We start from the raw sequence: 20791 nt of genomic DNA, 5'->3' as shown, positions 1-20791 counted from the left end.
CAGACCTTGTGGCCTATGCAGTACCTGTGGGAGCTGGCTTGCCGGCGATGAGGCCGGACAGGTCAACGCTTAGGGTTCAACAGCATTTGGGCCCGGACTTGCCACCGTAACGGGCTTCCTGGCGCTCGCGGAAGAACGCCTCGTAGCTCATCACCGGCTTGTCCGGATGCGTCTTCTGCATGTGTTCGACATAGTTGTCGTAGTCGGGCATGCCGACCATCAGGCGGGCTGCCTGCCCCAGGTATTTCCCCAGTCGACCCAAGTCGTTGAACATTATTGCAGTCCTCTCGATTACGCGTCAGGCAAGGCCTGGAACGGGGTTTCCTTGTCGCTGCGCTCCTTGCGGCCCCAGGCGCCGTAGCCGACCTTTATGGCGAAGAACAGGATGCTGAAGACCACCAGCAGGAACAGCATGGTCAGGCCCGCGTTGGTGTAGGCGTTGAAGATCACGTGCTGCATCTGCCCGATGTCCTTGGCCGGGGCCAGTACCTGGCCGGCGTCCAGCGCGGTGCTGTACTTCTTGGCCAAAGCCAGGAAGCCAACGGCCGGGTTCGGGTCGAAGAGCTTGATCAGGCCTGCAGCAGTGGTACAGATCAGCAGCCACACGGCCGGCACCAGGGTGACCCAGATGTAGCGCTGACGCTTCATCTTGATCAGCACCACAGTACCGAGCATCAAGGCGATACCGGCGAGCATCTGGTTGGAGATGCCAAACAGTGGCCACAGGGTGTTGATGCCACCCAGCGGGTCGATCACGCCCTGGTACAGCAGATAGCCCCACATTGCCACGCAGCCAGCGGTGGCGAGCAGGTTGGCCCCCCACGATTCGGTGCGTTTGAGTGCCGGTACGAAGCTGCCCAGCAGGTCTTGCAGCATGAAGCGCCCGGCACGGGTACCGGCGTCCACTGCGGTGAGGATGAACAGCGCCTCGAACAGGATCGCGAAGTGGTACCAGAAAGCCATGGTGTTTTCACCTGGCAACACCTGGTGCAGGATCTGCGCGATACCGACTGCCAGGGTTGGCGCACCGCCGGCACGGGCCAGGATGGTGTGCTCACCAATGTCACGGGCGACGGCTTCAAGCTGCTCAGGGGTAATCAGGAAGCCCCAGCTGCTGACCGTCTGCGCCACCGACGCAACGTCTGCACCCACCACGGCGGCCGGGCTGTTCATGGCGAAGTACACGCCCGGTTCGATCACCGAAGCGGCGACCATGGCCATGATGGCCACGAACGACTCCATCAGCATGCCGCCGTAGCCGATGTAACGGGCGTTGGTTTCGTTGTCCAGCAGCTTGGGCGTGGTGCCCGAAGAGATCAGGGCATGGAAGCCCGACACCGCACCACAGGCGATGGTGATGAACAGGAACGGGAACAGGGTGCCCTTCCACACCGGGCCTGTGCCGTCGGTGAACTGGGTCAGCGCCGGCATTTTCAGCTCGGGCGCAATGATCAGGATACCGATGGCCAGGCCAACGATGGTGCCGATCTTGAGGAAGGTCGACAGGTAGTCACGCGGCGCCAGCACCAGCCACACCGGCAGCACTGCGGCGACGAAGCCGTAGCCCACCAGCATCCAGGTGATCTGCACGCCGGTGAAGGTGAACGCCGGGCCCCAGACCGGATCCGCAGCGATCACGCCGCCCAGCCAGATCGAGGCCAGCAGCAATACCACGCCAACCACCGAGATCTCGCCAATGCGGCCCGGGCGGATGTAGCGCATGTAGATGCCCATGAACATCGCGATCGGGATGGTCGCCATCACCGTGAACATGCCCCACGGGCTCTCGGCCAGGGCCTTGACCACGATCAGCGCCAGCACCGCAAGGATGATGATCATGATCAGGAAGCAGCCGAACAGGGCGATGGTGCCCGGAATGCGGCCCATCTCCTCGCGCACCATGTCGCCCAGCGAACGGCCGTTGCGGCGGGTGGACATGAACAGGACCATGAAGTCCTGCACCGCACCGGCCAGCACCACGCCGGCGATCAGCCACAGCGTGCCGGGCAAGTACCCCATTTGCGCGGCGAGCACCGGGCCGACCAGGGGGCCTGCGCCGGCGATGGCAGCGAAGTGGTGACCGAAGAGGATGTGTTTGTTGGTCGGGACGTAGTCCAGGCCGTCGTTGTTGAGCACCGCCGGGGTAGCGCGGCGCGGGTCCAGTTGCATCACCTTGGTGGCGATGAACAGGCTGTAGTAACGGTAGGCAACCAGGTAGATGGCCACTGCCGCGACCACGATCCACAAGGCGTTGATTGCCTCACCGCGACGCAGGGCGACCACACCCAGCGCGCAGGCCCCTATGACTGCCAGCGCCAGCCACGGAATGTGGCGTAGCAGGCTATTATTGTTGTTCATGGTTAGCTTCCAGCTGGTGGATTGGAAAGACCGCCCACCGAGTCTAGGGCGAGTCAAGGCGCATTGCCACACTTGCTTTGGTCTAGAGCCTCTGCGGCCAGATTGCGGTACCTGATGCACATACCCTTCTAACTATAGTCAGGATGTCACTTTAGGACCTACCCGAGGATCCACGCCATGAGCGATCACGACGAACGCCGCCGTTTCCAGCGTATCCAGTTCGACGCCCCGACCAGGCTGTGCCAGGGCGAACGTTGCTGGGAGGTGAAACTGCTCGACCTGTCCCTCAAGGGCCTGCTGGTCGAAAGGCCTAAACCCTGGGATCCCGACCTGAGCCAGGATTTCGAAGCCTACATCCTGCTCAACGACGAAGTGACCGAGGTGCAGATGCAGGTCGAACTGCGCCACGAAGAACCGGACCGGCTAGGCTTCATCTGCCTGTACATCGACATCGATTCGATGAGCCACTTGCACCGTCTTGTGGAATTGAACGTGGCCGACAGCACCGAAATGATGCGTGAGCTGCGCGAACTCATCGAATAATGAAATCTCTTAGCTAGCTAATAGCCTCCCCCCGATGTGTTTCCTGTCTACCCAGACAGCTTTAAGCCTGGGTAGCAGCACTTTGTACACACCCCTCTAATACAGCATTTGGTGAGTTGGTACGCCTTCTGCATTGGGTTTTCGCACATCCGGCGACCGCCCTTGTGCGCGCTCCGATCAAAATATTGTATACAATTCTTGTGGTAATCATTTGCCGGAACTGTCTACAGTAGCGACACAAAAATAAACAGAGAGCCTGCTCCATGACTACGTCCCCTAGCACGTCTCCCGCCAAGCGCCCCGAGGATGAAAACCTCGGGCTTGGTGCCAACCTGGCTTACGGTTTGCAGCATGTGTTGACCATGTACGGAGGGATCGTCGCGGTACCCCTGATCCTGGGCCAGGCAGCAGGCCTCAACGGCGCCGAAATCGGCATGTTGATTGCTGCCTCGCTGTTTGCCGGTGGCCTGGCCACCCTGCTGCAAACCCTCGGCCTGCCGTTCTTCGGCTGCCAGTTGCCGCTGGTGCAGGGCGTGTCGTTCGCCGGTGTGGCCACCATGGGGGCGATCCTCAGCAGCGAGGGCGGCGGTGGCCTGCCAGGCGTGCTCGGCGCGGTCATGGCAGCATCGCTGATCGGCTTCCTGATCACCCCAGTGTTCTCGCGCATCACCAAGTTCTTCCCACCGCTGGTGACCGGTATCGTCATCACCACCATCGGCCTGACCCTGATGCCGGTGGCTGCACGCTGGGTGATGGGTGGCAACAGCGCCTCGCCGGAATTCGGCAGCGTGGCCAACATCGGGCTGGCGGGGCTGACCTTCGCCATCGTGCTGCTGCTGAGCAAGCTGGGCAGCGCGACCATCTCGCGCCTGTCGATCCTGCTGGCCATGGTGCTCGGTACCCTGATCGCCTGGGCACTGGGCATGACCGATTTCAGCAAAGTCACCGAAGGTGCGATGTTCGCCTTCCCCACGCCGTTCCATTTCGGCATGCCGGAATTTCACATCGCCGCGATCCTGTCGATGTGCATCGTGATCATGGTTACCCTGGTGGAAACCTCGGCCGACATCCTCGCCGTGGGTGAGATCATCGACACCAAGGTCGACTCCAAGCGCCTGGGCAACGGCCTGCGCGCCGACATGGCATCGAGCATCCTGGCGCCGATCTTCGGCTCGTTCACCCAGAGCGCGTTCGCCCAGAACGTTGGCTTGGTGGCCGTGACCGGGGTCAAGAGCCGTTACGTGGTGGCCACGGGCGGTGTGATCCTGGTGGTGCTCGGCCTGCTGCCGGTCATGGGCCGGGTGATTGCTGCAGTACCCACCCCGGTACTGGGCGGTGCGGGCATCGTGCTGTTCGGCACGGTGGCGGCCAGTGGTATCCGCACCCTGTCCAAGGTCAGCTACAAGAACAACGTCAACCTGATCATCGTCGCCGCTTCGCTGGGCTTCGGCATGATCCCGATTGCCGCGCCAACCTTCTACCACCACTTCCCGAACTGGTTCGAGACCATCTTCCACTCGGGCATCAGTTCGGCGGCGATCATGGCCATCCTGCTGAACCTGATCTTCAACCACTTCACCACCGGCAACTCGGAAAACCAGTCCGTGTTCGCCGCAGCGTACGAACGCACCATCCAGTACTCCGACATTTCCGCACTGCGTGATGGCGACTACTTCAAGGATGGCAAGCTGTTCGATGCCGAAGGAAACGAAGTGCCATTGCTGGAACTGGACGAGCATGGCAACCAGACGGTCAGGCGTGCGGCAGTTGCCGAGCATTGACCGCTGACTGAGCGGTGAGAGGGGGGCCGACGCGCATCGTCGGCCCCTTTTTCGTTTGACTGTACTGGCCCTTTCGCGGGCTTGCCCGCTCCTTGTAGGAGCAGCCTTGTGCTGCGAAGAGGCCATTGCTGCCCATACAAATCTGCTGGCCATATCGGCCTCTTCGCAGCACAAGGCTACTCCTACAGGTACCGCGCCATCCTGAGGCGGCGAGTCCCCTGACAGGTCATGAATTACTCGAACAATGCATCCAGGGCCTGTTCCAGGCGGGTGACGGCAATAACCTGCAGCCCCGCCGGCGACTCTTTCGGCGCATTGCCCTTGGGCACGATGGCGCGCTTGAAGCCATGCTTGGCCGCTTCCTTCAACCGCTCCTGGCCACTGGGCACCGGCCGCACCTCGCCCGACAGGCCGATCTCGCCAAACACCAGCAGCCCATGGGCCAGTGGCCGGTTACGCAAGCTGGACATCACCGCCGCCAGCAACGCCAGGTCCGAAGCCGTCTCCAGCACCTTGACCCCGCCCACCACGTTGAGGAACACGTCCTGATCGTGGGTGGGAATACCGCCGTGGCGGTGCAGCACCGCCAGCAACATGGCCAGGCGGTTCTGGTCCAGGCCCAGGGTTACCCGGCGCGGGTTGGCCAAGTGGCTGTCGTCGACCAGTGCCTGTACCTCGACCAGCATTGGCCGGGTGCCCTCCCAAGTCGCCATCACAACACTGCCCGGCACTTCTTCCTGGGTACGGTTAAGGAAAATCGCCGACGGATTGGACACCTCTTTCAGGCCCCGGTCGGTCATGCCGAACACGCCCAGTTCGTTGACCGCGCCAAAACGGTTTTTCACCGCTCGCAACAGGCGCAGGCGGCCGTCGGACTCACCTTCGAAATACAGCACGGTATCGACCATGTGCTCCAGTACCCGCGGGCCGGCCAGCGAGCCTTCCTTGGTCACGTGGCCGACCAGGAAGATCGCCGTGCCGCTCTGCTTGGCGTAACGCACCAGCAGCGCCGTGCTCTCACGCACCTGGGCCACGCCGCCGGGTGCCGACTGCAACTGCTCGGTGAAGATGGTCTGGATCGAGTCGATCACCATCACCCGCGGTTTCTCGACGCGTGCCGTGGCAATGATGGTTTCGATGCAGGTTTCGGTCATCACCTTGAGCTTGTCCTGGGGCAAGCCCAGGCGCCGCGAGCGCATGGCCACCTGCTGTTGCGACTCCTCACCCGTGACATACAGCGCCGGCATGCCCACGGCGATGTTGCACAAGGTCTGCAGCAGGATGGTCGACTTGCCGATGCCCGGGTCGCCACCAATCAGCACCACCGAGCCATCCACCAGGCCGCCGCCCAACACGCGGTCCAGTTCGGTGCTGCTGGTGGTGAAGCGCGGGATTTCCTCGACGCTGACTTCGGCCAGGGTCTTGATCTGCGCTTGCTGCCCGGTCCAACCGGCGCGGCCAGTACTGGGCGCAGCGGCACCGCCGCTCTCGATCATGGTTTCGACCAAGGTGTTCCAGGCCCCGCATTCGCCGCACTGGCCGGCCCATTTGGGGAAGGTCGCGCCGCACTCGGTGCAGCCATACAAGCGCTTGGCCTTGGCCATGGATGGGGTCTCCTGGAAAAAAACCGCCATGATAGCCGAGCCGGACGTGTCTCGAACGCTTCGGGATGCGACAAAACTATTCGTTCTAAGCGCAGTCAGTAGCCCTGAACACAACGCATGAAGCGTTTTAGTGGCTTACACTGCGTTAACCTTACCTTTTGTTACAAGGAACCAAACATGGGCATGATCAGTGAGTTCAAGGCCTTCGCGGTCAAAGGCAATGTCGTCGACATGGCGGTCGGTATCATCATCGGCGCAGCCTTCGGCAAGATCGTCTCGTCCTTCGTCGGAGACGTGGTCATGCCGCCACTGGGTCTGTTGATCGGCGGGGTGGACTTCAGCGACCTGGCCATTACCCTGAAGGCTGCCGAAGGTGATATTCCGGCAGTGGTGCTGGCCTATGGCAAGTTCATCCAGACCGTGATCGACTTCGTGATCGTTGCCTTTGCCATATTCATGGGTGTGAAGGCAATCAACAGGCTCAAGCGTGAAGAAGCTGTGGCACCGACTGTGCCGCCAGTGCCTTCGGCTGAAGAAACCCTGTTGACCGAGATTCGCGATCTGCTCAAGACGCAGAACCAGAATCGGCTGCCTTGAGGTTGCTGGGGGCCGCACAGCGGCCCCAAAAGCATTACCAGTAGTTTTCCACAGCCACCTGTCCCGGCCGCTTGCTCAGGCTCAGTTGCAGGTCACGCGCCTTCAGCACCTTGCGCGTCTCGTCGATCATCTCCGGGTTGCCGCACAACATCACCCGCGAATGTTCCGGCGACAGCTCCAGCCCTGCTGCCTTCTCCAGGTCGCCATTCTCGATCAGCGTGGTAATGCGCTCATTCAGTGCCCCCGGGTGCTGCTCACGGGTCACCACCGGAATGAACTGCAACTTGCCGGCGTACTCAGCCAGGTAATCGCGCTGCTCCAGCCCGGCGATTTCATCCACGTAAGCCAGCTCTTTCGCCTCGCGCACCGAATACACCAGCTTGATGCGGTCGAAACGCTCCCAGGCCTCGAAGTCCTGCAGGATCGACATGAATGGCGCAATTCCGGTGCCGGTCGCCAGCAGCCACAGGTCGCGGCCACCTACGAAGCGGTCAAGGGTAAGGAAGCCAAAAGCCTGGCGGTCGATCAGCAAGGTATCACCCGCCCCCAGGCGGCTCAGCTCACTGGTGAACTCCCCGCCTGGCACCACGATAGAGAAGAAGTCGAGGTGCTCGTCATGGGGTGCACTGACCATGGAATAGGCGCGCCACACCACGCTGCCATCGGCTTTGGTCACGCCAAGGCGGGCAAACTGGCCGGACCGGAAGCGGAACCCCGCATCGCGCGTAACCCGCAGGCTGAAGAGGTTCGGCGTGAGCGGCTGAACATCGAGCAGGGTCTGGCGGGTGAACTTTTCGGCGCTAGCGGTCATATCGGGCTCCAGGTTTGACGTGCGCACAGTGTCGCGCAAAGTGGCCCGGATAAAAACCACTGCTTTGTAGGGCCTCATCAGGGGTGATCGTGCCGAAGTTGCAGAAAAACCAGATCGCTATAACAAAATAATCCCAACGCCATGGTAGGTCTTTTCCTACAATGTTCCGGGTACCCAAATGGATTGGATCCGAGACCCCGAGGAGCTTCAGATGCTTCACTGGAATCCCGAACACCTTCATGCGTTCGTCAACGAGCGCAGGCCACGGAAGTTGTTCGACATCGCAGTACATCTGGCACAAGACCTGGGCATGGAATACCTCGGCTTGAATATGCGCATCCAGATCGCCACCCAGACACCCAGGGTGTACCTCTACAGCAACTACCCGGATGAGTGGATCGAGTGCTACCAACGCGATGAGTTCTACAAGCAGGACCCGGCCGCCAACGTCAGCCATAGCTCGACCATGCCGGTGCTGTGGACCGACGAACTGTATCGTGAAGCCCCGCAGTTTCGCGAAGCGGCCTGCCTGCACGGCTTGCGCCATGGCTGGACGCAATCACTGCACGACCTGCAGCACAACGAGAGCCAGATCAGCGTGGCCAGGCCAGCCGAAAAAATCGACATCGTCGAGCTTTACGACAAGGCCGGCAGCGTGCAGTGGCTGTGCCATACCCTGCATGCGGTACTCGGCGAACACCACCTGAATGCACTGTGCCCATCGCAACCGAAAATGAGCGAGCGTGAACTGGAAGTGCTGAAATGGTCGGCCGCCGGCAAGACTGCAGCCGACGTGGCCTGCATCCTCTCACTGTCGCAGAGCACGGTGAACTTCCACATTCGCAGCGTGATCACCAAGACCAACGCCGCCAACAAAGCAGGCGCCATCGCCATCGCCGCCATGCGTGGCTGGATCTGACCTTCAAACCTGCGACCTTGGGCAAAGCCCTGTAGAATTGCCCGGCAAAGCCCGGGGCGAACCGCATCGGGCAGTTTATACCCGAGCCAGACGCCATGCCCCTGTTGACCACCCCCTACGCCGAACTCGACCTGATCCGCCAGCCGGAACAGGCCAACGACCCGTTGCAGGCTTTCGATGCCGCCGACGAGTACCTGCTTGCGCAGTTGCACGAACAGGCACCCGACGCCAACTGCCGGGTGCTGGTGCTCAATGACAGCTTCGGTGCCTTGGCGGCCAGCCTGGCAGGCCGGCTGCAGGTGGTCAGCAGCGGCGATTCGCACCTGGCGCACCTGGCCCTGGAAAAGAACCTGGCGCGCAACGGCTTGCCGTTCGACAGCGTGCCCTTCGTACCGGCCAGCGAACGCTGGCAAGGCCCGTTCGACCGGGTGCTGGTGCGCGTGCCCAAGACCCTGGCCTTGCTTGAAGAACAACTGATCCGCCTGCAGGGCCACCTGGCGCCTGGCGCGCAAGTGATTGCCGGGGCGATGATCAAGCACTTGCCACACGCAGCCGGCGACCTGATGGAAAAGTACATTGGCCCGGTGCAGGCCTCGCTCGCCCAGAAAAAGGCCCGTCTGCTGACCGCAACGCTCGCCGAACGGCCGGTTGCCCGCTCGCCCTACCCGAGCCGCTACCGTCTCGACGCGCCGGCACTGGAGCTGGTCAACCACGCCAACGTGTTTTGCCGTGAAGGCCTGGATATCGGCACCCGGGCATTTCTGCCGCATTTGCCACGCGACCTGGGCAACGCGAGGGTTGCAGACCTGGGCTGCGGCAATGGCGTGCTGGCCGTTGCCAGCGCCCTGACCAACCCGGATGCCCAGTACACGCTGGTCGACGAATCGTACATGGCGGTGCAATCGGCGCAGGAAAACTGGCAAGCCGCGCTGGGCGAGCGCCCGGCGACTTTTGTCGCGGCTGATGGGTTGGCAGGGGTGGAGAAGCAGTCGCTCGATGTGGTGCTGTGCAACCCGCCGTTCCACCAGCAGCAGGTGGTGGGCGATTTCCTTGCCTGGCGCATGTTCCAGCAGGCGCGTGAGGCGCTGGTGGTAGGTGGGGCGTTGTATATCGTGGGTAACCGGCACCTGGGCTATCACAGCAAGCTGGCGCGGTTGTTCCGGGGGGTGGAGCAGGTGGCGGCGACGCCCAAGTTCGTCATCCTGAAAGCCCGCAAGTAAGCCTGTACCGGCCCTATCGCCGGCAAGCCAGCTCCCACAGGTTCAGCGTTGCCCAAGGGCAGTAGCTAACCTGTGGGAGCTGGCTTACTCAATGGGTGGTAAGGCCCGCAGCCCCCATGAAAAGCCGCATCACCCACGCCGCCACCCCCAGGGCTGCAACGCTCATTGCCCAGATCAGCACCAGCCAACCCAGTCGCTGCCACAGCGGTTTCTTCTCTTCCAGGCCATGTTTGCCGGTCATCATGCGGCCCTCCTAGTGATAGCCGTCTTCATGGGTCACCTTGCCGCGGAACACGTAGTAGCTCCAGAAGGTATACATGAGGATGAACGGCAGGATGAACAGTGTGCCCACCAGCATGAAGCCCTGGCTTTGCGGTGGCGCTGCGGCATCCCAGATCGAAATCGACGGCGGGATGATGTTCGGCCACAGGCTGATGCCCAGGCCGCTGTAGCCGAGGAAGATCAGCACCAGGGTGAGCAGGAACGGCGTGTAGTGCGCATGGCGTGCCACCGCCTTGAGCAGCCCGTAGAAGGTCACCAGTACCAGCAGCGGCACCGGCATGAACCAGATCAGGTTAGGCATGCTGAACCAGCGGTCGGCGATCTGTGGATAAGCGATCGGCGTCCACAGGCTGACGATACCGATCACTACCAGCAGTACCAGCGCCAGAGGCCGGGCCAGGTCATGCATCTTTTGTTGCAGCGGCCCTTCGGTCTTCATGATCAGCCAGGTGCACCCCAACAGGGTGTAGGCAACGATCAACCCCACCCCACAGAACAGGCTGAACGGCGTGAGCCAGTCGAGTGTGCCACCGGCAAAATGGCGGTCGACCACCTTGAAGCCTTCGAGGAAGGCGCCCAGGGCCACGCCCTGGAAGAAGGTGGCGACCAGTGAGCCCCCGATGAACGCCTTGTCCCAGATATGACGCTTGTCGGCCGTGGCCTTGAAGCGGAACTCGAAGGCCACGCCACGGAAGATCAAGCCGATCAGCATCAGGATCAGTGGCAGGTACAGGGCTTCGAGCACCACGGCATAGGCCATCGGGAACGCCCCGAACAGCCCGGCGCCGCCCAGGACCAGCCAGGTTTCGTTGCCGTCCCACACCGGGGCGACGGTATTCATCATCACATCACGGTCCTGCTCGCCCTTGACGAACGGGAACAGCATGCCGATGCCCAGGTCGAAACCGTCCATCACCACGTACATCATGACGCCGAAAATGATGATCACGGCCCAAATCAGCGGAAGGTCGATACCCATGGCTCAGTCCTCCTTGCTCAGGCTGGCAGTCTTGGCCTCATGGCCATCATCGGCGGCAGACAATGGCCGCGCCGGCGTGCGTTTCTGGCCAGGGCCGCCCGGTGTGTGCTCGTCGCCTTCGCCGGTCTGCGGCCCTTTGCGCACCAGGCGCATCATGTAGCCAAGGCCGGTGCCGAACAGGGCGAAGTACACCACCACGAAGGCCACCAAGGTGAAACCAAGCTGGGCGTAGCTGTGGTTGGACACACCGTCCGCCGTGCGCATCAGGCCATACACCACCCAGGGCTGGCGGCCGATCTCGGTGGTGAACCAGCCGGCCAGCAACGCAATCAGCCCCGAAGGCCCCATCCATAGCGCCACATACAGGAACGGGCGCGAGGTGTAGAGCGTGCCGCGCTTGCGCAGCCAGAGGCTCCACAGGCCAACGAAGATCATCAGCAAGCCGAGCCCGACCATGATCCGGAACGACCAGAAGACAATGGTCGAGTTAGGCCGGTCCTCAGGCGGAAATTCCTTCATCGCCGGCACCTGCTTGTCCAGGCTGTGGGTCAGGATCAGGCTGCCGAGCGCCGGGATCTCGACCTTGAAGCGCGTGGTCTCGGCCTTCATGTCGGGGATACCGAACAGGATCAGCGGGGTCGGCTCGCCAGGCACATTCTCCCAGTGGCCTTCGATTGCCGCGATTTTCACCGGCTGGTGCTTGAGCGTATTGAGGCCGTGGAAGTCGCCGATCACCGCCTGGATCGGGGCAACGATCAACGCCATCCACATGGCCATCGACAGCATCTTGCGTACCGCCGGGTTGTCACGCCCGCGCAGCAGGTGCCAGGCCGCCGAGGCGCCAACGAAGAACGCCGTGGAAACGAACGCGGCCGTGGCCATGTGCATCAGCCGGTAGGGGAACGATGGGTTGAACACCACCGCAAACCAGTCCACGGGCACCACCCGGCCATCGATGATTTCGTGGCCTTGTGGGGTCTGCATCCAGCTGTTGGAGGCCAGGATCCAGAACGTGGAAACCAGCGTACCGATTGCCACCATCACCGTGGAGAAGAAGTGCAGGCCGCGGCCGACACGGTTCCAGCCGAACAGCATGACACCGAGGAAACCGGCTTCAAGGAAGAAGGCAGTGAGTACTTCGTAGGTGAGCAGCGGGCCGGTGACGGCGCCAGCGAAGTCGGAGAAGCGGCTCCAGTTGGTACCGAACTGGTAGGCCATGACCAGGCCCGAGACCACGCCCATGCCAAAGTTGACGGCAAATATCTTTGACCAGAAATGATAGAGGTCACGGTAGACCTGCTGGTGGGTCCGCAGCCAGAGGCCTTCGAGGACTGCCAGGTAGCTCGCCAGGCCAATGGTGATGGCCGGGAACAGGATGTGGAACGAAACGGTAAAGGCAAACTGCATTCGGGCGAGCTCTAAGGCCTCTATTCCGAACATGGTGCTTCCTCTTCAGATAATCCGGCGTCCGGGCTTGTGGCCCAAGTCGCCCACTGCCCCCACTTGGTCGAGTACGGCGCGTTGGAATTGTTCTGTTCGATCGCAGGGATTCCGGCCCAGAGGGCCAATTCGTTGAATCTGGAACGATTGACCCAGATCAACGAATGCTAGAAAGCATAGTCCCGAATAGACCGGCGGGCCGTGTGGCTGTTTGCCGCGTGACCGGTTGCCCCACCCTCTTTCATAACGCGTGAAAAAGTGCAGATCCGGGCAAACAGTAACCGCTTGTTACAAACAGGTGATACGCTGCGCCCCCCTCTACTGCGCCGAGGCCCCTGGTTTCCGATGTCCGATTCCGCACCGCAGTTGTTGCGTCACCACCGCCCCTTCCTGGCCTTCTGGCTGGCCCGTGTATTCACCGCCAGTGGCTTCCAGATGCTCACCGTGGCCATTGGCTGGCACCTCTACCAGTTGACCGGCAATGTGCTGGACCTGGGCCTGGTCGGCCTGGTCGAGTTCGCCCCGCGAGTGCTGTTCATGCTGCACACCGGGCATGTGGCCGACCGCTATGACCGGCGCAAGGTCGCCGCCCTGTGCCAGAGCCTGCAGGGGCTGATCGCCCTGGCGCTGGCGGTGGGCAGCGCCACCGACAACGTCACCCGCGAGCTGATCTTCGCCCTCGCCTTCCTGCTGGGCGCCACGCGCTCATTCGAAATGCCGGCGACCCAGGCGCTGTTACCTAACGTGGTGCCGCCCGGGCTGTTCCCGCGAGCGGTGGCGGCTTCGGCGTCGGCTACCCAGTCGGCAACCATCGTGGCGCCGGCGGTGGGCGGCTTCCTGTATGCCTTTGGCAGCCTCTGGGTGTATGGCCCCACCGTGGCCCTGTATGCCATCGCCTGCGTGCTCACCCTGAGCCTGCAGGCGCGCGGCCAGGTGGTGCAGCGCGGGCGTGCCAGCATCGAATCGCTATTGGCCGGCATCCGCTTCATTCGCAGTCGTCCCGACATCCTCGGCGCCATTTCGCTGGACCTGTTCGCCGTACTGCTGGGTGGGGCCACCGCGCTGCTGCCGGTGTTCGCCAAGGACATCCTGCTGACCGGCCCGCTGGGCCTGGGCCTGCTGCGTTCGGCGCCAGCGGTGGGGGCATTGTGCATGTCGCTGTGGCTGGCGCGCTTCCCGTTCGAGCGCAACGTCGGGCGAACCATGTTCACCGCAGTCGGCGTGTTCGGCGTGGCCACTATCGCCTTCGGCCTGTCGACCTCGTTCTGGTTCTCGCTGGCGGTGCTGGTGGTGCTGGGCGCGGCGGACATGATCAGCATGGTCATTCGCAGTTCGTTCGTGCAACTGGAAACCCCGGACGAAATGCGCGGGCGCGTGAGCGCGGTCAACGGCTTGTTCATTGGTGCCTCGAACCAGCTCGGCGAGTTCGAATCGGGGGTGACGGCGCACTGGTTTGGCACAGTGCCGGCGGTGGTGATGGGCGGGGTGGGCACACTGGTGGTGACGGGGCTGTGGATAAAAATGTTCCCGACACTGGCCAAGCGGGACCGGTTGCATAACGGTTGATCAGTTGCCTGTGCCGGCCTCTTCGCGGGACAAGCCCGCTCCCACAGGGCCGGTACCGGCCATGGAAACCCATTCCCCAACGGCCATAGGCCCCTGCCAAGCATGCTGGTATGATGCGCGGCTTTTTTCCTCCCCACACAAAACCACGGCAACCGGTACGGTCTGTGCTTTGCTGATGGGGTCGATACATTCATGGCGCCGGGGGCGCCTTGGGGAGCGGGCATGCTGGAAAGGCTGTTTCAACTAAGAGCACACAACACCAACGTGCGCACCGAGATTCTCGCGGGCGTCACCACCTTCCTGGCCATGGCCTACATCCTGTTCGTCAACCCGAGCATCCTCGGCGAGACCGGCATGGACAAGGGCGCGATCTTCGTCGCCACCTGCCTGGCAGCGGCCATCGGCTCTGCGACCATGGGCCTGATTGCCAACTACCCGATCGCCCTGGCGCCGGGCATGGGCCTGAACGCGTTCTTCACCTACACCGTGGTGCTGCACATGGGCCACACCTGGCAAGTGGCGCTGGGCGCGGTGTTCCTGTCGGCGGTGATGTTCTTCCTGTTGTCGATCTTCCGCATCCGCGAGTGGATCGTGAACAGCATCCCGCTGCCGCTGCGTTCGGCTATTGCCGCCGGCATCGGTCTGTTCCTGGCATTGATCGCCCTGCATAACGCCGGCATCGTCGTTGATAACCCGGCCACCTTGGTCGGCATGGGCGACCTCAAGCAGCCGTCGGTGATTCTCGCCACCCTGGGCTTCTTCCTGATCGTCGGCCTTGAGTCGCTGAAGGTGCGCGGCGCGGTGTTGATCGGCATCCTGGCCGTCACCGTCGCATCGATCGCGATGGGCGTCACGCCGTTCGGCGGTATCGTGTCGATGCCACCTTCGCTGGCACCTACGTTCCTGCAGCTGGACATCGCCGGTGCCCTCGATGTAGGCCTGATCAGCGTGATCTTCGCGTTCCTGTTCGTCGACCTGTTCGACAACTCCGGCACCCTGATCGCCGTGGCCAAGCGCGCCGGCCTGATGGGCAAGGACGGCCACATGCCGAAAATGGGCCGCGCCCTGATCGCCGACAGCACCGCCGCCATGGCCGGTTCCCTGCTGGGCACCTCGACCACCACCAGCTACATCGAGTCCGCTGCGGGCGTGAGCGCCGGTGGCCGCACCGGCCTGACTGCCATCGTGGTTGCCGTGCTGTTCCTGCTGGCGCTGTTCTTCGCCCCCCTGGCCGGTAGCGTGCCGGCGTTCGCCACCGCGCCGGCGCTGCTGTTCGTCGCCGTGCTGATGGCCTCGGGCCTGGCAGAAATAAACTGGGACGACGTCACCGAAGCCGCACCGGTGGTGGTGACGGCCCTGGCCATGCCGCTGACCTACTCGATCGCCAACGGCATCGCCTTCGGCTTCATTTCCTGGACCGCCGTCAAGCTGATCTCCGGCCGCCACCGCGACCTGAACCCGGCCCTGGTGATCCTTTCCATCCTGTTCGTCATCAAGCTGGGCTGGTTCAACGCATGAGTGCTGCTTTCGACCCCTCCTCCTACGCCACCCAGCTGGACGCCAAAGTGGCCCGGCTGCGCGAGCTGCTGGCGCCATTCGGCGCGCCGGAACCGGCTGTTTTCGACTCGCCGCGCGAGCACTACCGCCTGCGCGCCGAGTTCCGCCTGTGGCGCGAGGATGGCCAGCGCCACTACGCCATGTTTGCCCCGGGCGAGAAGCACAAGGCGATCCTGATCGAGGATTTCCCCATTGCCAGCCAGCGCATCAATGCACTGATGCCGCGCCTGAAGGCGGCATGGCAGGCCAGCGAGGAACTGGGCAACCGCCTGTTCCAGGTAGAGTTCCTCACCACCCTGGCCGGCGATGCGATGATCACGATGTGCTACCACCGCCCGCTGGACGAGGCCTGGGAAGTAGAAGCGCGGCAACTGGCTGAAGCGCTGGGCGTGAGCGTCATCGGCCGCTCCAAGGGCAAGCGCCTGGTGATCGGCCGCGACTACGCGGTGGAAAAACTCGACGTGGCTGGCCGTGTGTTCAGCTATCGCCAGCCGGAAGGCGCGTTCACCCAGCCCAACGGCGCGGTGAACCAGAAGATGCTGAGCTGGGCCTTCGAGGCCATTGGCGAGCGCCAGGACGATTTGCTGGAGCTGTACTGCGGCAACGGCAACTTCACCCTGCCGCTGGCCACCCGCGTGCGCCAGGTGCTGGCGACCGAAATCAGCAAGACCTCGGTCAATGCCGCGCTCAGCAACCTCGACGAGAACGCTGTGGATAACGTCCGCCTGGTACGCTTGTCGGCCGAAGAGCTGACCCAGGCGCTGAATGAGGTGCGGCCGTTCCGTCGCCTGGAAGGCATCGACCTGAAAAGCTATGACTTCGGCACTGTGTTTGTCGACCCGCCGCGCGCGGGGATGGACCCTGACACCTGCGAGCTGACCCGGCGTTTCGAGCGGATCCTGTACATCTCCTGCAACCCCGAGACACTGGCGCAGAACATCGCCCAGCTGCAAGATACCCACCGTATCGAACACTGCGCGCTGTTCGACCAGTTCCCGTATACCCATCACATGGAAAGCGGCGTGTTGCTGGTGCGGCGCTGATCTGCTACCCGGTGGGGCCTGCAAGGCTCCACCGGGCGCTTGAGGGGAGCTGTACCGATGGACCAGTTGAACGCCATGCAGGCCTTTCGCCGGGTCGTCGACCTCGGCAGCTTCAGTGCCGCCGCCAGCCAGGCAGGCCTGTCCCACACCGTGCTGTCACGCCAGGTGAAACAGCTGGAACGCCAGCTGGGCACGCAACTGCTCACCCGCACCACCCGCCGCCTGCACCTGACCGAAGCAGGAACACTCTTCTACCGCCACTGCGTGCAGATCCTCGAACAGATGCAGGCGATGACCCTGGAGCTTTCGGAGCATCAGCAGCAACCCGCGGGTACCCTGCGCCTGGGCGTGGCAACTGCGTTCGGCGAACTTGAACTGGGGCGCTGGCTGCCGGACTTCGTCGAGCGCCACCCACAGCTGCAGGTCGAGCTCAATTGCAGCGATCGCTTCATCGACCTGCTGGAAGAGCAAATCGATGTCTGCCTTCGGATTACCGAACATCTGCCCGACTCCAGCCTGGTAGCCCGCCTGCTGGCCCACAGCGAGGTGCTACTGGTGGCGGCACCTCGCTACCTGGAACGTCACGGCACGCCAACTTCCCTCGACACACTGGTTGACCATCCCCTGCTCGGCTACAGCAATCTGCCTCACCCACAGCGTCTGTATCTGACCAACCCAGAGGGTGAACAGCGCAACATCCTGATGCCCCGGCGCCTCAGCGCCAACTCGCCGATGGCCCTGCGCGCTGCTGCCATTGGCGGGCTGGGCATTGCCAGCTTCGATCGTTTTATCGTGCATGACGCCTTGCTGGACGGGCGCCTGGTGCCGGTACTAAAGGACTGGAACCTGCCACCACGCAACCTGTATGCGGTGTACCCGCAAAGCCGCTACCTGGCACCCAAAGTGCGGGCGTTGCTGGACTATGCCCAAACCTACTACGCGCAGCCGAGATGGCAGGCCTGATCTGTGCAAATCAGGAACAAGTCATGCGCACCGAGACCCGTATTTGTGCAGAAAGTGTTTGGTTAGGCTTCGTTGCACTGTCACTCAACGAAGGAACACCACCATGAAGGCATTGCAGGCAATCATTGCGGGCGTGGCGCTCGCCACCCTGGCCGTTGGCATCAACGCAGCAGAAAAAACCGTGTCAGTACCCGATAGCGCAGCATTGAAGTGGCAGGACGTACCCAACACCAACGGCGCAGTCAGCTACGCCAACGTTGAGGGGGACATTTTCGGCAAGGGGCCTTACTCGGCCTATGTGAAATTCAGGAAAGGGACCGACAACGGTCTACACCAGCACAGCCAGGCACTGCCGACCGTGGTGCTGAAGGGTACTTTCTACGCGGTAATCGATGGCAAACGCACCGAGTTTTCAGCCGGGTCCTACTACAGGCTGCCGGCCGACCTGGTGCATGAAAGCGGATGCACTGCGGCGGCCGATTGCCTGCTGTTCCAGTACCAGGCGGATGCGTTTGACCTGAAGCCTGTGAACGGCTGATAGCCCCGGGGCCGCTGTGCGGCCCCGGGTTTCCATCAGAAGTCGAAGAACACCGTCTCGCCTTCCCCCTGGATACGGATATCAAAGCGATACGCCGTCTTCCCGTCCACTTCGCAACGCTTGGCAATCAAGGTTTCACGCCGCTGTGGCTGCTCGATCAGGTTGAGCACCGGGCACTTGGCGTTGGCCTGGGCTTCGTCATCGAAATACAGGCGCGTGTGCAGGTGGATGTTGATACCACGGGCAAACAGGCTGATGTTGATGTGCGGCGCCATCGGTACGCCAGCCGCGTTGTTCACCACACCCGGCTTGACCGTGTGCAGGGTCCATTCACCGGCATCGAAGGTGGTAGCGGTGCGGCCAAAGCTGTTGAAGGCGTTTTCCAGGTTGTAGGCATCCTGGTACTCGCCATTGGCGTCGGCCTGCCACACTTCCAGGAACGAGTCGCGCACCAGGTGGCCGTTACCGTCATACACCTGGCCGAGCAGCAGGATGTGCTCGCCTGGCGCGTCTGGCTTGGCCAGGCGGTTCCAGATTTCCTGATCGCGGGTCGGGTTGCCGGCCGCTTCCAGGGCCAAGCCGATGTGCACGTAGGGGCCGGCGGTCTGCGAAGGGGTTTCCGGCAGCAGTTCGATTGGCATGGCGGGTTCCTCAGCAGTTTTCGAAGTGGGTCTTGCGCTGGCCGCGCAGCACGATGTCAAAGCGGTAGGCCAGGCAGTCCATCGGGTTGGCGTTGCTCATGTCGAGCTTGGCGATCAACTGCTGTACAGCTTCAGGGTTGGCGATCGACTTGACGATCGGGCACATCGGGATCAGCGGGTCACCCTCGAAATACAGCTGGGTGATCAGCTTGGTGGCAATCGACGGGCCGCTGATGCCGAAGTGGATGTGCGCCGGGCGCCAGTCGTTCGGGCCGTTGCGCCATGGGTACGGGCCCGGCTTGATGGTGCGGAAGCTGTAATAGCCGTCGCTGTCGGTCAGGCAACGGCCGACACCACCAAAGTTCGGATCCAGCGGTGCCAGGTAACGGTCGTTCTTGTGCCGATAGCGGCCACCGGCGTTGGCTTGCCACATCTCCACCAGGGTGTTCGGCACAGGCTTGCCGTACTGGTCGACCACGCGGCCGGCAACGATGATGCGCTCGCCGATTGGCAGGCCACCGTTGTTGAAGTTCAGCAGCAGGTCATGGTCGTGGGCGCCGAAGCCCAGGTGGGAGAAGTTCGGACCAGTGGTTTCGCTGATCGACTGTGGAATGCTGACCAGGGCCTGGCGCGGCGAGCGGGTAATGGACGTTTTGTAGTCAGGCGTAAGGGCTTTGGGGTGCCAGTTGCGATCACGGATCACGAAGCGGCTGTTGTCCTGTGCGGGCATGCCGGATTCCTCTCTTGGAATTATGTGAACGCCTGGGCGTGGCAGGCGGACTTACAGTTTCCGGGAGGTCGCGCGCAATTAATATTGAAATCGACCACTCCATACATAACCAAATGGTTATGGATTAACACCTTGGCCTGACAGTTGTGCAGTTCCTGAACTAATCTTTGTCTTCTTGTTTCACGCTCGGGAGAGCACTCATGGAATGGCGAAAAGGCCGACGCAGCGACAACGTGGTGGATGCCCGGGGTGAAGGTGGCGGTGGCGGCATGCGTTTCGGCGGCGGCAAAGGGCTGGGGCTTGGGGCGATTCTGCTGATCGTTGGCATCGGCTGGCTCACCGGGCAGGACCCATTGCAGATTCTTGGCCAGCTCACCGGCCAGATGGAACAGCAGCAACAGCAAACGGCACCCAGTGGCACAGGCGCCAAGGCGCCACCGGCCAACGACCAGCAGGCCGAGTTCGTCGCCTCGGTGCTGGGCGATACCGAGGACACCTGGAAAGCGCTGTTTGCCGAAGCCGGCAAGCAATACCGCGACCCCAAGCTGGTGCTGTTCAGTGGCCAGGTCAATTCGGCCTGTGGCTTTGCTTCGGCGGCGGTGGGGCCGTTCTACTGCCCGGCTGACCAACGGGTGTACCTGGACATGTCGTTCTTCCGCGAAATGGAAACCCGCTTCGCTGCGGCGGGCGACTTCGCCCAGGCCTACGTGATCGCCCACGAAATCGGCCACCACGTACAGACCCTGCTGGGTGTTTCGGCCAAGGTCGATGCCGCACGCCGCAACGGCCAGCGCATGGAGGGCGACAACGGCCTGTTGGTGCGCCAGGAACTTCAGGCCGACTGCCTCGCCGGCGTGTGGGCTTACCAGGCGCAAAAGCGCCTGAACTGGCTGGAACCGGGTGACGTCGAGGAAGCGCTGAACGCCGCCAACGCCATTGGCGATGACCGCCTGCAACAGCAAGGCCGTGGGCGCGTGGTGCCGGACTCGTTCACCCATGGCACTTCGGCGCAGCGGGTACGCTGGTTCAAGGCCGGGTTTGCCCAAGGCGAGGTGAACAGCTGCGATACCTTCAGCGCGCGCAGCCTCTAACATCTGCCGCATGCAGGTGCGGTCCTTGTAGGAGCAGCCTTGTGCTGCGAAGAGGCCATTGCAGCCGAAGACAATCTTTAGCCTTACCGGCCTCTTCGCAGCACAAGGCTGCTCCTACAAGGTGAGGC

Annotated in this window: 20 protein-coding genes; 11 read left to right on the top strand and 9 right to left on the bottom strand. The window is 62.5% G+C overall.

Annotated elements, in window-relative coordinates; translation table 11 throughout:
- Nucleotides 1–76 precede the first annotated feature (76 nt).
- Complete coding sequence (locus tag SB756_RS11830; protein WP_003251633.1) at nucleotides 77–274, bottom strand: YbdD/YjiX family protein; 198 nt, start codon at nucleotides 272–274, stop codon at nucleotides 77–79.
- A 17-nt stretch (nucleotides 275–291) separates the two neighbouring features.
- Entirely contained in the window at nucleotides 292–2358 is a 2067-nt protein-coding gene (locus SB756_RS11825) for a carbon starvation CstA family protein (RefSeq protein WP_410910875.1), read from the bottom strand.
- A 177-nt stretch (nucleotides 2359–2535) separates the two neighbouring features.
- Here SB756_RS11825 and SB756_RS11820 point away from each other — a divergent pair, with 177 nt between their 5' ends.
- Both SB756_RS11820 and SB756_RS11815 read left to right on the top strand, forming a co-directional pair.
- Nucleotides 2536–2901 carry a PilZ domain-containing protein gene (locus SB756_RS11820; RefSeq protein ID WP_341796777.1) on the top strand — a complete coding sequence of 122 codons (366 nt, stop codon included), beginning with the start codon at nucleotides 2536–2538 and terminating at the stop codon, nucleotides 2899–2901.
- A 263-nt stretch (nucleotides 2902–3164) separates the two neighbouring features.
- Complete coding sequence (locus tag SB756_RS11815; protein WP_016497930.1) at nucleotides 3165–4682, top strand: nucleobase:cation symporter-2 family protein; 1518 nt, start codon at nucleotides 3165–3167, stop codon at nucleotides 4680–4682.
- Between the two features lie 233 nt (nucleotides 4683–4915).
- On the opposite strand, the gene radA is transcribed toward SB756_RS11815, so the two are convergent.
- On the bottom strand, nucleotides 4916–6286 hold the full coding sequence (gene radA, locus SB756_RS11810) for a DNA repair protein RadA (protein WP_016497929.1): 1371 nt from the start codon (nucleotides 6284–6286) through the stop codon (nucleotides 4916–4918).
- A 177-nt stretch (nucleotides 6287–6463) separates the two neighbouring features.
- Between radA and mscL the strand changes: the two genes are divergently transcribed.
- Entirely contained in the window at nucleotides 6464–6883 is a 420-nt protein-coding gene (gene mscL, locus SB756_RS11805) for a large-conductance mechanosensitive channel protein MscL (RefSeq protein ID WP_043197833.1), read from the top strand.
- Between the two features lie 34 nt (nucleotides 6884–6917).
- Here mscL and SB756_RS11800 read toward each other — a convergent pair whose 3' ends face one another.
- Nucleotides 6918–7694 (bottom strand): ferredoxin--NADP reductase, encoded by a 777-nt coding sequence (locus SB756_RS11800; RefSeq protein ID WP_341796779.1) that lies wholly within the window; start codon nucleotides 7692–7694, stop codon nucleotides 6918–6920.
- Between the two features lie 211 nt (nucleotides 7695–7905).
- Between SB756_RS11800 and SB756_RS11795 the strand changes: the two genes are divergently transcribed.
- Together SB756_RS11795 and SB756_RS11790 are read left to right on the top strand one after the other, a co-directional pair.
- Complete coding sequence (locus SB756_RS11795; RefSeq protein WP_410910874.1) at nucleotides 7906–8613, top strand: autoinducer binding domain-containing protein; 708 nt, start codon at nucleotides 7906–7908, stop codon at nucleotides 8611–8613.
- Between the two features lie 95 nt (nucleotides 8614–8708).
- On the top strand, nucleotides 8709–9833 hold the full coding sequence (locus tag SB756_RS11790) for a methyltransferase (protein WP_341796781.1): 1125 nt from the start codon (nucleotides 8709–8711) through the stop codon (nucleotides 9831–9833).
- 88 nt (nucleotides 9834–9921) lie between these two features.
- Here SB756_RS11790 and SB756_RS11785 read toward each other — a convergent pair whose 3' ends face one another.
- Genes SB756_RS11785 through SB756_RS11775 form a run of 3 tightly spaced genes read right to left on the bottom strand, consistent with a single transcriptional unit; the run spans nucleotide 9922 to nucleotide 12534 of the window.
- The gene (locus SB756_RS11785) at nucleotides 9922–10077 is read right to left on the bottom strand and encodes a DUF2474 domain-containing protein (RefSeq protein ID WP_016489104.1); all 156 of its coding nucleotides are present in this window, start codon (nucleotides 10075–10077) and stop codon (nucleotides 9922–9924) included.
- A gap of 9 nt (nucleotides 10078–10086) precedes the next feature.
- Nucleotides 10087–11094, bottom strand: coding sequence for a cytochrome d ubiquinol oxidase subunit II (gene cydB / locus SB756_RS11780; protein WP_132842577.1), 1008 nt, complete (start codon nucleotides 11092–11094; stop codon nucleotides 10087–10089).
- A 3-nt stretch (nucleotides 11095–11097) separates the two neighbouring features.
- Complete coding sequence (locus tag SB756_RS11775) at nucleotides 11098–12534, bottom strand: cytochrome ubiquinol oxidase subunit I (protein WP_049275004.1); 1437 nt, start codon at nucleotides 12532–12534, stop codon at nucleotides 11098–11100.
- Between the two features lie 345 nt (nucleotides 12535–12879).
- On the opposite strand from SB756_RS11775, the gene SB756_RS11770 reads away from it, so the two are divergent.
- From SB756_RS11770 to SB756_RS11750, 5 genes are all read left to right on the top strand, one after another.
- Nucleotides 12880–14100, top strand: coding sequence for an MFS transporter (locus SB756_RS11770; protein WP_410910873.1), 1221 nt, complete (start codon nucleotides 12880–12882; stop codon nucleotides 14098–14100).
- 222 nt (nucleotides 14101–14322) lie between these two features.
- The gene (locus SB756_RS11765) at nucleotides 14323–15618 is read left to right on the top strand and encodes an NCS2 family permease (protein ID WP_016497921.1); all 1296 of its coding nucleotides are present in this window, start codon (nucleotides 14323–14325) and stop codon (nucleotides 15616–15618) included.
- Nucleotides 15615–16700: a tRNA (uridine(54)-C5)-methyltransferase TrmA gene (trmA, locus tag SB756_RS11760; protein WP_341796783.1), complete on the top strand. Its 1086-nt coding sequence runs from the start codon at nucleotides 15615–15617 to the stop codon at nucleotides 16698–16700. Before SB756_RS11765 ends, trmA begins: the two co-directional genes overlap by 4 nt.
- Nucleotides 16701–16757: 57 nt before the next feature.
- Complete coding sequence (locus SB756_RS11755) at nucleotides 16758–17663, top strand: LysR family transcriptional regulator (RefSeq protein ID WP_410910872.1); 906 nt, start codon at nucleotides 16758–16760, stop codon at nucleotides 17661–17663.
- A gap of 103 nt (nucleotides 17664–17766) precedes the next feature.
- Nucleotides 17767–18201 carry a cupin domain-containing protein gene (locus SB756_RS11750; RefSeq protein WP_410910871.1) on the top strand — a complete coding sequence of 145 codons (435 nt, stop codon included), beginning with the start codon at nucleotides 17767–17769 and terminating at the stop codon, nucleotides 18199–18201.
- A gap of 35 nt (nucleotides 18202–18236) precedes the next feature.
- Here the strand turns inward: SB756_RS11750 and pcaG are convergent, their stop codons facing one another.
- Together pcaG and pcaH are read right to left on the bottom strand one after the other, a co-directional pair.
- Nucleotides 18237–18842, bottom strand: a complete 606-nt coding sequence (gene pcaG / locus SB756_RS11745; RefSeq protein WP_003251601.1) for a protocatechuate 3,4-dioxygenase subunit alpha — start codon at nucleotides 18840–18842, stop codon at nucleotides 18237–18239.
- A 10-nt stretch (nucleotides 18843–18852) separates the two neighbouring features.
- Nucleotides 18853–19572: a protocatechuate 3,4-dioxygenase subunit beta gene (gene pcaH, locus SB756_RS11740; protein WP_410910870.1), complete on the bottom strand. Its 720-nt coding sequence runs from the start codon at nucleotides 19570–19572 to the stop codon at nucleotides 18853–18855.
- Nucleotides 19573–19772: 200 nt separating this feature from the next.
- Between pcaH and SB756_RS11735 the strand changes: the two genes are divergently transcribed.
- The gene (locus tag SB756_RS11735) at nucleotides 19773–20663 is read left to right on the top strand and encodes a neutral zinc metallopeptidase (RefSeq protein WP_410910869.1); all 891 of its coding nucleotides are present in this window, start codon (nucleotides 19773–19775) and stop codon (nucleotides 20661–20663) included.
- The last annotated feature ends 128 nt before the right edge of the window (nucleotides 20664–20791 follow it).

Origin of the sequence: Pseudomonas sp. SIMBA_068 (genome assembly GCF_046534705.1) — a bacterium.
Classification (GTDB): Bacteria; Pseudomonadota; Gammaproteobacteria; order Pseudomonadales; family Pseudomonadaceae; genus Aquipseudomonas; species Aquipseudomonas putida.
Note: the sequence above shows the minus strand (reverse complement) of the source record. Positions and strands in the feature narration are given on the sequence as shown.

Bases quoted from the DNA above. Each gene is read 5' to 3' on its own strand.
- SB756_RS11830 (WP_003251633.1), bottom strand. From the start codon at position 274: ATGTTCAACGACTTGGGTCGACTGGGGAAATACCTGGGGCAGGCAGCC.
- SB756_RS11825 (WP_410910875.1), bottom strand. From the start codon at position 2,358: ATGAACAACAATAATAGCCTGCTACGCCACATTCCGTGGCTGGCGCTG.
- SB756_RS11820 (WP_341796777.1), top strand. From the start codon at position 2,536: ATGAGCGATCACGACGAACGCCGCCGTTTCCAGCGTATCCAGTTCGAC.
- SB756_RS11815 (WP_016497930.1), top strand. From the start codon at position 3,165: ATGACTACGTCCCCTAGCACGTCTCCCGCCAAGCGCCCCGAGGATGAA.
- radA (WP_016497929.1), bottom strand. From the start codon at position 6,286: ATGGCCAAGGCCAAGCGCTTGTATGGCTGCACCGAGTGCGGCGCGACC.
- mscL (WP_043197833.1), top strand. From the start codon at position 6,464: ATGGGCATGATCAGTGAGTTCAAGGCCTTCGCGGTCAAAGGCAATGTC.
- SB756_RS11800 (WP_341796779.1), bottom strand. From the start codon at position 7,694: ATGACCGCTAGCGCCGAAAAGTTCACCCGCCAGACCCTGCTCGATGTT.
- SB756_RS11795 (WP_410910874.1), top strand. From the start codon at position 7,906: ATGCTTCACTGGAATCCCGAACACCTTCATGCGTTCGTCAACGAGCGC.
- SB756_RS11790 (WP_341796781.1), top strand. From the start codon at position 8,709: ATGCCCCTGTTGACCACCCCCTACGCCGAACTCGACCTGATCCGCCAG.
- SB756_RS11785 (WP_016489104.1), bottom strand. From the start codon at position 10,077: ATGATGACCGGCAAACATGGCCTGGAAGAGAAGAAACCGCTGTGGCAG.
- cydB (WP_132842577.1), bottom strand. From the start codon at position 11,094: ATGGGTATCGACCTTCCGCTGATTTGGGCCGTGATCATCATTTTCGGC.
- SB756_RS11775 (WP_049275004.1), bottom strand. From the start codon at position 12,534: ATGTTCGGAATAGAGGCCTTAGAGCTCGCCCGAATGCAGTTTGCCTTT.
- SB756_RS11770 (WP_410910873.1), top strand. From the start codon at position 12,880: ATGTCCGATTCCGCACCGCAGTTGTTGCGTCACCACCGCCCCTTCCTG.
- SB756_RS11765 (WP_016497921.1), top strand. From the start codon at position 14,323: ATGCTGGAAAGGCTGTTTCAACTAAGAGCACACAACACCAACGTGCGC.
- trmA (WP_341796783.1), top strand. From the start codon at position 15,615: ATGAGTGCTGCTTTCGACCCCTCCTCCTACGCCACCCAGCTGGACGCC.
- SB756_RS11755 (WP_410910872.1), top strand. From the start codon at position 16,758: ATGGACCAGTTGAACGCCATGCAGGCCTTTCGCCGGGTCGTCGACCTC.
- SB756_RS11750 (WP_410910871.1), top strand. From the start codon at position 17,767: ATGAAGGCATTGCAGGCAATCATTGCGGGCGTGGCGCTCGCCACCCTG.
- pcaG (WP_003251601.1), bottom strand. From the start codon at position 18,842: ATGCCAATCGAACTGCTGCCGGAAACCCCTTCGCAGACCGCCGGCCCC.
- pcaH (WP_410910870.1), bottom strand. From the start codon at position 19,572: ATGCCCGCACAGGACAACAGCCGCTTCGTGATCCGTGATCGCAACTGG.
- SB756_RS11735 (WP_410910869.1), top strand. From the start codon at position 19,773: ATGGAATGGCGAAAAGGCCGACGCAGCGACAACGTGGTGGATGCCCGG.